Source organism: Modestobacter caceresii, assembly GCF_000761485.1.
In the GTDB taxonomy this organism is placed as follows: domain Bacteria; phylum Actinomycetota; class Actinomycetes; order Mycobacteriales; family Geodermatophilaceae; genus Modestobacter; species Modestobacter caceresii.
On sequence record NZ_JPMX01000114.1, the window covers coordinates 12,347 to 23,901 of the forward strand.

An 11,555-nucleotide genomic window follows, 5' to 3' on the forward strand; every position below is an offset into this window, starting at 1 on the left:
CGATGCCCGGCCGGCCGCCGACCCCGGCCTGGTGCTGCGCGGTGCCGCCGCCGCTGCCCGCGTGGACCTGCTGCTGTCGCCGTACACGCTCAAGGTGCTCGCCGTGCACGCGCCCGCGCTGCCCGAGCCCTGGCCGGCGGAGGTCCGCTGGTCCTTCCTCCGGCTGCTGGCCAGTGGTCGCAGCGCAGTCCCGGTCATCGAGCAGCTGGACCAGGAGGGGCTGCTGGCCCGGATGCTGCCGGAGTGGGACCGGGTGCGGTCACTGCCGCAGCGGCACCCGTGGCACCGGTTCACCGTCGACCGGCACCTGGTGGAGGCCGCCGCAGCGGCGTCGGAGCTGACCCGCGACGTCGACCGGCCCGACCTGCTGCTGGTCGGCGCCCTGCTGCACGACATCGGCAAGGGCTGGCCCGGTGACCACAGCGTCGTCGGGGAGCCGATCGCCGCGGAGGTGGCGACCCGGATGGGCTTCTCCCCGCCGGACGTCGCCACGCTGGCCGCGATGGTGCGCCACCACCTGCTGCTGCCGGCCACCGCGACCCGGCGGGACATCGACGACCTCGCGACCATCGACCGGGTCGCCGAGACGATCGGCCGGGACGTCGCCCTGCTGGAGCTGCTGCACGCGTTGGCGCAGGCCGACGGCGCAGCGACCAGCAGCTCGGCGTGGTCCCCGTGGAAGGCCCACCTGGTCGCCGCGCTGGTGGCCCGGGTGCGGGCGCACCTGGTGGCCGCCCCGGCGCCCGGACCGGTGCTGGAGCCGACCACCCCGCAGGTCAGCTCCTCGGGCCCGGGGTCCGCGGGGGAGGGCGGGCGCATCTCGGTCGGCGTCCGGGACGTCGCCGACGGCCAGCAGGTGACGTTCCTGGCGCCGGACCGGCCCGGCCTGTTCAGCCGGTGTGCCGGCGTGCTGGCGCTGAACCAGCTCGATGTCCGGGCGGCCAGCACCTCGGTCGAGGACGGCCAGGCGACGTCGGTGTTCGCCGTGCGGCCGCGGTTCGGCCGGGCGCCGGTGCCGGAGATCCTGGCCGACGGCGTCCGGGCGGCCCTGGAGGGGACGCTGCCGCTGGCCGACCGGCTGCGGCAGCGGGAGATCGACTACCGCCAGCACGTGGACCGTGCGGCGCCGCCCCGGATCTCCTGGCACGACAACGAGGTCGACGGCGCCGCCTCCAGCATCGTCGAGGTCCGCGCCGGTGACCGGGCCGGCCTGCTCTACCGGCTGACCTCCGCGCTGGCCGACCAGGGGCTGGACGTGACCTCGGCGCGGATCGAGACCCTCGGGGCCGATGCGCTCGACTCCTTCTACGTCTGTGACCCCGCCGGCGCGACGATGGACGCCGACCGGCGCCGTCGGGTCGAGGAGGCGTTGGTGTCCGCGGCGCGCGGCACGACACCCGGGGCGGCGGACCCTGCCTCGTCGGCGACGGTCGGCGGCCCCGGCGTCAAGCGCGACACGCCGTCGGCCTGAGGTCCGCGGTTCTGTCGTACCCCCGTGAGACGTTCGACGTGCCGGACGGGAGCCCGCTCCCGACGACCGGCGCCGAGACGAGAGGGGACGCACTCGTGAGCGACCTGCAGCAGTGGCCCTGCCCCACCTGTGAGCACGACACCGACTTCGAGCAGCCGGAGTGCATCGACGGCCACACCGAGGACGGCGGCGCGTGCCCGGAGTGGGCCTGCACCGACTGCGGCACCGCCCTGGTCAGCGGGGACGTGCACCGTCCGGCGGCCGTGACCTTGCGTCACGCCGCCTGAAGCAGGAGCCCACCGCCCACCGCCGACGAGTTCCTGGCGGGCACCCGCCGATGGGCCATTACGCTGGGAACGGTGGCGTGACGGCCCCGGGGTGGCCCCGGGAGCCCGAGCCGTGCCGCTCGGCCCGCTGAACTCCCTGGTGGGCCGGCCGGTGGCTGCACGCCAGACTGCCTGAGGACGTGTTGTGTTCGAGACCCTCTCCGACCGCCTGGACAAGGTCTTCACCGGTCTGCGCGGCAAGGGCCGGCTCTCCGACGAGGACATCGACGCGACCGCGCGGGAGATCCGCATCGCGTTGCTCGAGGCCGACGTCGCGCTGCCGGTCGTCCGGTCGTTCATCGCTGCGGTCAAGGAGCGGGCGCGCGGCTCGGAGGTCTCCTCGGCGCTGAACCCGGCGCAGCAGATCATCAAGATCGTCAACGAGGAGCTGGTCGGCATCCTCGGCGGGGAGACCCGCCGGATCCGCTACGCCAAGCAGTCGCCCACGGTCATCATGCTGGCCGGCCTGCAGGGCGCCGGTAAGACGACCCTGGCCGGCAAGCTCGGCCGCTGGCTGAAGGCGCAGGGGCACACCCCGCTGCTGGTCGCGTGTGACCTGCAGCGGCCCAACGCGGTGCAGCAGCTGTCGGTGGTGGCCGGGCAGGCCGGCGTCGACGTCTACGCACCCGAACCCGGCAACGGCGTGGGCGACCCGATCGCCGTCGCGCGGGACTCCATCGACCACGCCCGCCGCACCCAGCACGACGTCGTCGTCGTCGACACCGCCGGCCGGCTGGGCATCGACGCCGAGCTGATGGCCCAGGCCGCCGGCATCCGGGACGCCGTGCAGCCCGACGAGACGCTGTTCGTCGTCGACGCGATGATCGGGCAGGACGCCGTCACCACGGCGACCGCGTTCCAGGAGGGCGTCGGCTTCTCCGGCGTCGTCCTCACCAAGCTCGACGGTGACGCCCGCGGTGGTGCCGCGCTGTCGGTCCGGCACGTGACCGGGCAGCCGATCATGTTCGCCTCCACCGGCGAGAAGCTGGCCGACTTCGACGTCTTCCATCCCGAGCGGATGGCCTCGCGCATCCTCGGCATGGGCGACGTGCTGACCCTGATCGAGCAGGCCGAGCAGGCCTTCGACGCCGACCAGGCCGAGAAGATGGCCGGCAAGCTCGCCAGCCGCGAGGGCTTCACCCTCGAGGACTTCCTCGAGCAGATGATGGCCATCCGCAAGATGGGCCCGATCGCGAACCTGCTCGGCATGCTGCCCGGCGCCGGGCAGATGAAGGAGCAGCTCGCGCAGGTCGACGAGCGGGACCTGGACCGCACCGCGGCGATCATCCGGTCGATGACCCCGGCCGAGCGCGCGACCCCGAAGATCATCAACGCCTCCCGCCGGGTGCGGATCGCGAACGGTTCGGGGATGAGCGTCACCGACGTCAACCACCTGCTGGAGCGTTTCGCCCAGGCGCAGAAGATGATGGGCCAGATGGCCGGCAGCATGGGCCTGCCGGGCATGGGCCCGATGTCGAAGAAGCAGCGCGGCCGGCAGAACCAGGTGCAGGCACGCGGCAAGGGCAAGAAGGGCAAGGGCGGCAAGAAGGGCGGCCCGGCCCGCCGGCCGATCGGTGCCCCCGGTGGCATGGGCGGGGCGCCCGGTCAGCTGCCCGGCGGGATGCCGGGCGGGGTGCCCGGTCTGCCGCCCGGTCAGGCGATGCCCGACCTGAGCAAGCTGGACTTCAGCCAGTTCAAGGACCAGCAGGGCCGCTGATCCGGTGACCACCGCTGCTGCGCCTGCCCTGCACCTCTCCGGCGTCGTCCTCCCCGAGGGCGAGCACCGCGACCTCTGGGTCAGCGAGGGGCGGATCACCTTCCAGCCGGTCTCCGGCGCCGAGACGGTCAGCCGCGGTGGCTTCTTGCTGCCCGGCCTGGTCGACGCGCACTGCCACGTCGGCATCGGCCGGGGTGGGGTGCACGCCACCGGTGTCGAGGACCTGCGCGACCAGGCCCTGGAGGAGCGTGCCGCCGGGGTGCTGGCGTTGCGCGACTGCGGTTCCCCGGTCGACACCCGGGTGCTCGACGAGCACCTGGACCTGCCCCGGGTCATCCGTGCCGGCCGGCACATCGCCGCCCCTCGCCGCTACATCCCCGGGCTGGCGATCGAGCTGGAGCCGCCCGACCTGGTGGCCGAGGTGCGGGTGCAGGCCCGGCGCGGTGACGGCTGGGTGAAGCTGGTGGGTGACTGGATCGACCGCGGCGTCGGCGACCTGGCGCCGGAGTGGCCCGACGACGTCGTGGCCGCGGCGATCGCCGCCGCACACGAGGAGGGTGCCCGGGTCACCGCGCACACCTTCGGCACCGATGCGCTGCCCGGGCTGATCGGGGCGGGGATCGACTGCATCGAGCACGGCACCGGCCTGACCGAGGAGCTGGTGGGGGAGATGGCCCGCCGGGGCACCGCCGTCGTCCCGACGCTGGTGAACGTGGAGAACTTCCCCGGCTTCGCGGCGGCGGGGGAGGCCAAGTTCCCCTCGTACGCGTCCACGATGCGGCGGCTGTACGCGAGCTCCGGAGCCGTGGTGCGCGCCGCGTTCGAGGCCGGCGTGCCCGTGTTCGCCGGCACCGACGCCGGTGGGGGCGTCGACCACGGGGTCATCGCCGACGAGATCCGGGCGCTGCACGCCGCCGGGCTGCCCGCCGAGGCCGCACTGGGCGCCGGCTCCTGGGGCGCACGCGAGTGGCTGGGCCTGCCGGGCATCGCCGAAGGCGCCCCGGCCGACCTGGTCGTCTACGAGACCGACCCCCGGGCCGACCTCGACTCGCTACAGCGACCGCAACGGATGGTCCTCCGCGGACGCGTCGTCGCCTGAGCCAAACCGATGGACGGCGTCCGGCGGACGCCTGGGACACTCCTCCCGTGCTCCTTCGGATGTCCTCCCTGTTCCTGCGCACCCTGCGTGACGACCCCGCCGACGCCGAGGTCCCCAGCCACCGGCTGCTCGCCCGGGGCGGCTACATCCGGCGGGCCGCGCCGGGTGGGTTCACCTGGCTGCCGCTGGGCTGGCGGGTGTTCCGGAACGTCGAGCGCGTCGTCCGCGAGGAGATGGACGCGATGGGCGCGCAGGAGGTGCACTTCCCAGCACTGCTGCCGCGGGAGCCCTACGAGGCGACCGGCCGCTGGACCGAGTACGGGCCCAACCTCTTCCGGCTGAAGGACCGGCGGGGCAACGACTTCCTGCTCGGCCCCACCCACGAGGAGATGTTCACGCTCCTGGTGAAGGACCTGTACGGGTCCTACAAGGACCTGCCGGTCTCCCTCTACCAGATCCAGACCAAGTACCGGGACGAGGCGCGGCCCCGGGCCGGGCTGTTCCGCGGCCGCGAGTTCACCATGAAGGACAGCTACTCCTTCGACGTGGACGACGCCGGGCTGGACGCCTCCTACGCCGCGCACCGGGCCGCTTACATCAGGATCTTCGACCGGCTGGGCCTGGAGTACGTGATCGTCTCGGCGATGTCCGGCGCGATGGGCGGGTCCAAGAGCGAGGAGTTCCTGCACCCGACGTCGATCGGCGAGGACACCTTCGTCCGCTCGCCGGGCGGGTACGCGGCGAACGTCGAGGCCGTGTCGACCGTCGTCCCCGAGTCGATCCCGTTCGACGGGCTGCCCGAGGCGCACGTCGAGGACACCCCCGACACCCCGACCATCGCGACGCTGGTCGCGGTGGCCAACGAGCTGTTCCCCGACGCCGGGTACACCGGCGCCTCGACGCTGAAGAACGTCGTCGTCACCCTCGCGCACCCCGACGGCACCCGCGAGCCGCTGGTCATCGGTCTGCCCGGCGACCGGGAGGTGGACGCCAAGCGGCTGGAGGCGCAGCTCGCCCCGGCCGAGGTCGAGCCGTTCACCGACTTCGCCGCGCACCCCGACCTGGTCAAGGGCTACATCGGGCCGCAGGTCCTCGGTGCTGAGGGCAAGTCCGGCATCCGGTACCTCGTCGACCCCCGCGTCGTCCCCGGCAGCCGCTGGATCACCGGGGCCAACGAGCCCGGCAAGCACGTGTTCGACCTCGTCGCCGGCCGCGACTTCAGCTGGGACGGCGTGATCGAGGCCGCCGAGGTGCTGCCCGGCGACCCCGCCCCCGACGGCTCCGGACCGCTGGAGCTGGCCCGGGGCGTGGAGATGGGCCACATCTTCCAGCTGGGCCGCAAGTACGCCGAGGCGCTCGACCTCAAGGTGCTCGACGAGAACGGCAAGCTGGTCACCGTCACCATGGGCTCCTACGGCGTCGGCGTCTCCCGGGCGGTGGCCGCGATCGCCGAGTCCACCCACGACGAGCTGGGCCTGGTGTGGCCGCGGGAGATCGCCCCGGCCGACGTGCACCTGGTCGCCACCGGCAAGGACGCCGCCGTGTTCGAGGCGGCGCAGTCGCTGGCCGAGGAGCTGGTCGCCGCCGGGCTGACCGTGCTCTACGACGACCGGCCGAAGGTCTCGCCCGGGGTGAAGTTCAAGGACGCCGAGCTGCTGGGCATGCCGACCATCGTGACGGTCGGGCGGGGCCTGGCCGAGGGCGTGATCGAGGTCCGCGACCGGGCGACGGGGGAGCGGTCGGAGGTGGCGGTGGCCGACGCGGCTGCGGCCGTGCTCGCCGCGGTCCGTGGCTGACGGCTCGCTCGCCGAGCAGCTCCGGCTGACCGCCGAGACGGTCGAGGCGAACCTGGGGCACGGTGACCAGGTCGATCGACCCCGGCCGATCGACCACCTGGCCGGCTTCCGGTCCCGGTCGGCGGCGGTCGCGGCGGGCGAGGAGCTCACCGCGGCCGGCTACCGGGTCGACGGGCTGTACCGCCGCTTCCTCACCGTGTGGCTGGAGTTCAGTGCCATGACCGCGGTCGACCACGGGACGGCGGCCGGCTTCACCCGTGAGGTGGTCGGCATCGTCGAGCGGCACGGGGGCCGCTACGACGGCTGGGGCGGCTTCCTGGTGCCCCCCGAGGGCTCGGGGGAGCCGGACACCAGCTCCACCTCGTAGCCGTCGGCGTCCTCCAGGTAGGCGGCCCGGTGGTCCGGTCCGCCTGCGAACGGGTGCCGGTCGGGGAAGAGCAGCCGCCAGCCGTGCGCCGGGGCCTCGGCCACCAGCGCGTCGAGGTCCCCGTCCACCCAGAACGCCAGGTGGTTGAGCCCGGGTGCTCGTCGCTCGTGCCGGTCGCCGGTGAGCGCCGGTGACTGCTCCACCACCACGTAGGTGCCGTCCTCGCCCCAGCGCCAGGACCGCCCCCGTTCCCACTCCTGGAACGGCACGGCGCCCAGTGCGGTGAGCAGCCACCCCCAGGAGGCCTCGGCGCGGTCCAGGTCCGGCACCCACAGCTCCACGTGGTGCAGCGGTCCGGTGCTGGGCATCGCGTTCCTCCTGGCATCTGGCATCATGGTCTGTCGAACACGGCGGTGGGCGGCCCTCTCACCATCCCCGCCCGTGTCCAGCGCTCCGCCCCGGCGTACCCCCACGCGTCCGTCCGGCGAGCAACCACACACGTTCGAGGAGCACACCACACTCGTGGCCACCAAGATCAAGCTTATGCGCCTGGGCAAGATGCGCGCGCCGTACTACCGCATCGTCGTCGCCGACGCCCGCACCAAGCGTGACGGTCGTTCGATCGAGACGATCGGCAAGTACCACCCGAAGGAGGACCCGTCCTTCATCGAGGTCGACGGCGAGCGCGCCGCCTACTGGCTCGGCGTCGGCGCGCAGCCGACCGAGGCCGTGCGGGCCATCCTCCGGGTGACCGGCGACTGGCAGAAGTTCAAGGGCGAGCCGGCCCCGGCCCCGATGAAGGTCGCGGCCCCCAAGGCCGACAAGAAGGCCATCTACGAGGAGGCCGCGCGGGCCGCCATGAGCGAGCCGTCCGCCGACGCCACCACGCCGAAGAAGAAGGCCGCTCCCAAGGCGGACGCACCCAAGGCCGACGAGGTCAAGACGGATGCACCCGAGGTCGACGAGGCCAAGGTCGAGAAGGCCGTCACCGAGATGACCGCCGAGTAACAGATGTTGGAAGAGGCGCTCGAGCACCTGGTCAAGGGCATCGTCGACAACCCCGACGACGTCGTGGTCGACCTCGTCAACGGCCGGCGCGGCAAGACCCTCGAGGTCCGGGTGCACCCCGACGACCTCGGCAAGGTCATCGGCCGCGGCGGGCGCACCGCCAAGGCGCTGCGCCAGGTGATGACCGGTGTCGGTGGGCGCGGCCTCCGGGTCGACGTCGTCGACACCGACGGGCGCTGAGCACTCCCGGCGCCTCCGGCGCCACCCCGCAGAACACCGACACCGTGGTGGTCGGCCGCATCGGCCGACCCCACGGTGTCCGTGGTCAGGTGACCGTCGAGGTGCGCACCGACGACCCCGACCTGCGGTTCGCCCCGGGGGGCACGCTGCTCACCGAGCCCGCCACACGGGGGCCGCTGACCATCGAGGCGGCCCGCTGGCACAGCGGCACGCTGCTGCTCACCCTGCTCCTGCCCGACGGCACCGTGGTCGCCGACCGCGAGGCGGCCGACGCGCTGCGGAACACGATGCTCCTGGTGCCCGTCGCGGCCCTGCCGGAGCTGGAGGACCCCGACTCGTTCTACGACCACCAGCTGGTCGGGTTGGCCGCCGAGCTGCCCGACGGCTCCCCGGTCGGTGAGGTGACCGGCGTGCGGCACGAGGGCACCGAGCTGCTGGTGCTGCGCCGTCCCGAGGGTGGGGAGCTGCTGGTGCCGTTCGTGACCGCGATGGTCCCCACCGTCGACCTCGCGGCCGGCCGGCTGGTCATCGACCCGCCCGAGGGGCTGCTCGACCTGTGACGTTCCGGATCGACGTCCTGACGATCTTCCCGGAGTACCTCGCCCCGCTGGGCCAGTCGCTGCTGGGCAAGGCGGCGGCCAAGGGACTGGTCTCCGTCGGCGTCCACGACCTGCGGCAGTGGACCGACGACGTCCACCGCACGGTCGACGACTCGCCCTACGGCGGGGGGCCGGGCATGGTCATGCGCCCGGAGCCCTGGGGGAGGGGGCTGGAGGCCGTGCGTCCTCCCGGCACCCGGCTCGTCGTCCCCACGCCGGCCGGCCGCCCGTTCACCCAGGCGGTCGCTGCCCAGTGGGCAACCGAGCCCGGGCTGGTCTTCGCCTGCGGCCGCTACGAGGGGATCGACCAGCGGGTCGCCGACTGGGCCGCCGAGGGTGGTCCGGTCTCGGAGGTCTCGATCGGCGACTACGTGCTCGCCGGCGGGGAGTCCGCGGTGCTGGTGATGGTCGAGGCGGTCACCCGGCTCCTCCCCGGTGTCGTGGGCAACGCGGAGTCGGTCGAGTTCGACTCGCACGCCGACGGACTGCTCGAAGGCCCGTCCTACACCCGGCCGGCCACCTGGCGCGGCCACGAGGTGCCCCCGGTGCTGCTCTCCGGTGACCACGCCGCGATCGCCCGCTGGCGGCGGGCCCAGTCGCTGCGCCGCACCGCCGATCGCCGTCCCGACCTGCTCACCGGGCTGCCCGACGGGGCGCTGACCGCCGCGGACCGGGCCGCGCTGGACGCGGACCCCCAGGCGTGACGTCGCGCGTCTGGGTCCGCCCGTCGGCCCGGGTGCTGGTGCTCGACCGCGAGCAGCGGGTGCTGCTGTTCGGTGGGCGCGGCCTGCAGCCGAGCAGCGGAGCCGGGAGAGTCGAGTACTGGTTCACCCCTGGTGGTGGCGTCGAGGACGGCGAGGACCTGCGGACGGCGGCAGTGCGGGAGCTGGCCGAGGAGACCGCCCTCCTGGTCGAGCCGGCGGCGCTAGAGGGCCCGGTGTGGCTCCGCCGTTGGCAGGGCCGGTGGGGCGACACCCTGCTGGACGCCCGGGAGACCTTCTTCGTGCTGCGTGACGTGGTGCACGACGTCGACGTCAGCGGGCGCACCGAGCTGGAACGGCAGCTGGACGAACCGCACCGGTGGTGGTCCCTGGCGGAGATCACCGACAGCGTCGAGGCATTCGCTCCGCGGGACCTCGCCACGGCGCTGCCGGGGGTGCTCGCCGGCCCGTGGACGGGGCCGCCACGCATCGTCGACTGAAGATGTGGCACAGTAGTGAGCTGCTGCAGGCCGTCGGCTCACCCCGACGGTGGCTCCGCATCCGTACCGGGCGGTGGAGCGCAGCCACCCGGTACGGATGCACCGGGACACCGCTGCCCGTACCACGACGACTTTCCCGCTAGGACTGAGGACTGCTGCGATGAACACCCTGGACGCCCTCGACGCTGCGTCGCTCCGCGACGACATCCCCACCTTCCGGCCCGGGGACACCGTGAAGGTGCACGTGCGTGTCATCGAGGGCACCCGTGCCCGTGTCCAGGTCTTCCAGGGCGTCATCATCCGTCGCCAGGGTGGCGGCATCCGCGAGACCTTCACCGTCCGCAAGGTCAGCTTCGGCGTCGGCGTGGAGCGCACCTTCCCGGTGCACACCCCGGTCGTCGAGAAGATCGAGGTGCTGACCCGCGGTGACGTGCGTCGGGCGAAGCTGTACTACCTCCGCGAGCTGCGCGGCAAGGCCGCCAAGATCAAGGAGAAGCGCGAGGTCGTCAGCCGCTGACCTCCAGCAATCTGAACGACCGGGCCGGCTGCACTCGCAGCCGGCCCGGTCGTGTTCGTGGGGGCGGCACTGGCCGCACCGGTCGACGGGTGGGTCGCCGGACGTGGGGGCCGGCGGACCGTACGCTGGTCCCCGATGAGCACGCACGGGCCCGCAGAGCCTGCCGACACCGGCGATGCCGGGCGTCCCACCTCCGCCGACCAGAACACCGCCGACCCCACCGCCACGACCCCGACGGGGCCGGCGGCCGCCAGCCGAGGCCGCGGGCGGGAGGCGAAGAAGGGCTCCCTGCTGCGTGAGCTGCCGGTCCTGCTGGTCATCGCGTTCGTGCTCGCCCTGCTGGTGAAGACCTTCCTGGTCCAGGCGTTCTTCATCCCGTCGGGCTCGATGGAGCAGACGCTGCACGGCTGCACCGGCTGCACGGGTGACCGCGTGCTGGTCAACAAGGTGCCCTACTGGTTCGGCGAGCCCGAGCCCGGCGACATCGTGGTGTTCCAGGGCCCGGACACCTGGTCGCCGGAGATCGCGGTGGAGGAGCCCACCAACTGGTTCACCGGCGCCGCGCTGACCCTGGGCCGGGCGATCGGCGTCGCCCCGCCCAGTGAGGACGACTACGTCAAGCGGGTCATCGCCACCGAGGGGCAGACCGTCGAGTGCTGCGATCCGCAGGGGCGGGTCATGGTCGACGGCGAGCCGCTCGACGAGCCCTACATCCACCAGGACTCCCCGCTGAACACCGGCGGCTCCGGCGGTCGCGAGTTCCCCCCGGTCACCGTGCCCGAGGGGCGGCTGTGGGTCATGGGCGACCACCGCTCCGCGTCGGCCGACTCCAAGCAGCACATGGACGACCAGTACTCCGGCACCATCGCCGTCGACGACGTCATCGGCAAGGCGGCCCTGATCGTCTGGCCGCTGGACCGGTTCACCCTGCTCGACAGCCCGGACATCCAGGCCGGCCAGGCGGAGGCCTCGGGCGCCGTCGGGCCGGAGCCGGTACCTGTGCAGGACACCGCAGCCCTGGCCGCCCCCTACGTGCTCGGGCTCGGTGGCGCGCTGCCGCTCACCGCCTGGCGCCGGCGGCGTCGTTCCCGGGGCGCCCGGCTGACCGGGCCGTCCCGCCGCCCGCCGGGCACCGGCTGGCGCCGGGTCCGTCGACCGGTCCAGACCCGGCCCGGCCGGGAGTCGCACACCGACTGACCCGGGGCTCGCGGAGG

14 protein-coding genes are annotated in these 11,555 nt (G+C 73.5%); 13 read left to right on the top strand and 1 reads right to left on the bottom strand.

Going from position 1 to position 11,555, the window contains the following annotated elements; all coding sequences use genetic code 11:
* The 6 genes from IN07_RS20460 to IN07_RS20485 form a co-directional block, all read left to right on the top strand.
* The coding region (locus IN07_RS20460; RefSeq protein ID WP_156119316.1) for an ACT domain-containing protein at positions 1 to 1,471 on the top strand (1,471 nt) is incomplete at its 5' end.
* A 95-nt stretch (positions 1,472 to 1,566) separates the two neighbouring features.
* Positions 1,567 to 1,758: a hypothetical protein gene (locus IN07_RS20465; protein ID WP_036339795.1), complete on the top strand. Its 192-nt coding sequence runs from the start codon at positions 1,567 to 1,569 to the stop codon at positions 1,756 to 1,758.
* Between the two features lie 184 nt (positions 1,759 to 1,942).
* Positions 1,943 to 3,514: a signal recognition particle protein gene (gene ffh, locus IN07_RS20470; RefSeq protein ID WP_036339798.1), complete on the top strand. Its 1,572-nt coding sequence runs from the start codon at positions 1,943 to 1,945 to the stop codon at positions 3,512 to 3,514.
* A 4-nt stretch (positions 3,515 to 3,518) separates the two neighbouring features.
* Complete coding sequence (locus IN07_RS20475) at positions 3,519 to 4,613, top strand: amidohydrolase family protein (RefSeq protein WP_231558497.1); 1,095 nt, start codon at positions 3,519 to 3,521, stop codon at positions 4,611 to 4,613.
* A 47-nt stretch (positions 4,614 to 4,660) separates the two neighbouring features.
* Entirely contained in the window at positions 4,661 to 6,409 is a 1,749-nt protein-coding gene (locus tag IN07_RS20480) for a proline--tRNA ligase (protein WP_036339799.1), read from the top strand.
* Positions 6,402 to 6,776, top strand: coding sequence for a ribonuclease E inhibitor RraB (locus IN07_RS20485; protein WP_036339801.1), 375 nt, complete (start codon positions 6,402 to 6,404; stop codon positions 6,774 to 6,776). The genes IN07_RS20480 and IN07_RS20485 overlap by 8 nt, the downstream gene beginning before the upstream one ends.
* On the opposite strand, the gene IN07_RS20490 is transcribed toward IN07_RS20485, so the two are convergent.
* Positions 6,704 to 7,144 (bottom strand): VOC family protein, encoded by a 441-nt coding sequence (locus IN07_RS20490; RefSeq protein ID WP_052091571.1) that lies wholly within the window; start codon positions 7,142 to 7,144, stop codon positions 6,704 to 6,706. The genes IN07_RS20485 and IN07_RS20490 overlap by 73 nt on opposite strands.
* A gap of 154 nt (positions 7,145 to 7,298) precedes the next feature.
* On the opposite strand from IN07_RS20490, the gene rpsP reads away from it, so the two are divergent.
* The 7 genes from rpsP (at position 7,299) to lepB (ending at position 11,538) form a co-directional block, all read left to right on the top strand.
* Positions 7,299 to 7,784, top strand: coding sequence for a 30S ribosomal protein S16 (gene rpsP / locus IN07_RS20495; RefSeq protein ID WP_036339804.1), 486 nt, complete (start codon positions 7,299 to 7,301; stop codon positions 7,782 to 7,784).
* Between the two features lie 3 nt (positions 7,785 to 7,787).
* Positions 7,788 to 8,024, top strand: coding sequence for an RNA-binding protein (locus tag IN07_RS20500; protein ID WP_014742367.1), 237 nt, complete (start codon positions 7,788 to 7,790; stop codon positions 8,022 to 8,024).
* A 47-nt stretch (positions 8,025 to 8,071) separates the two neighbouring features.
* Positions 8,072 to 8,584: a ribosome maturation factor RimM gene (rimM, locus tag IN07_RS20505; protein WP_269429981.1), complete on the top strand. Its 513-nt coding sequence runs from the start codon at positions 8,072 to 8,074 to the stop codon at positions 8,582 to 8,584.
* Positions 8,581 to 9,327: a tRNA (guanosine(37)-N1)-methyltransferase TrmD gene (gene trmD / locus IN07_RS20510; RefSeq protein ID WP_036339810.1), complete on the top strand. Its 747-nt coding sequence runs from the start codon at positions 8,581 to 8,583 to the stop codon at positions 9,325 to 9,327. The genes rimM and trmD overlap by 4 nt, the downstream gene beginning before the upstream one ends.
* Positions 9,324 to 9,824 (top strand): NUDIX hydrolase, encoded by a 501-nt coding sequence (locus tag IN07_RS20515; RefSeq protein ID WP_036339814.1) that lies wholly within the window; start codon positions 9,324 to 9,326, stop codon positions 9,822 to 9,824. Before trmD ends, IN07_RS20515 begins: the two co-directional genes overlap by 4 nt.
* A 160-nt stretch (positions 9,825 to 9,984) precedes the next feature.
* Positions 9,985 to 10,341 (top strand): 50S ribosomal protein L19, encoded by a 357-nt coding sequence (gene rplS / locus IN07_RS20520; RefSeq protein WP_036339817.1) that lies wholly within the window; start codon positions 9,985 to 9,987, stop codon positions 10,339 to 10,341.
* A gap of 135 nt (positions 10,342 to 10,476) precedes the next feature.
* Positions 10,477 to 11,538: a signal peptidase I gene (gene lepB, locus IN07_RS20525; protein ID WP_036339888.1), complete on the top strand. Its 1,062-nt coding sequence runs from the start codon at positions 10,477 to 10,479 to the stop codon at positions 11,536 to 11,538.
* Positions 11,539 to 11,555 lie beyond the last annotated feature (17 nt).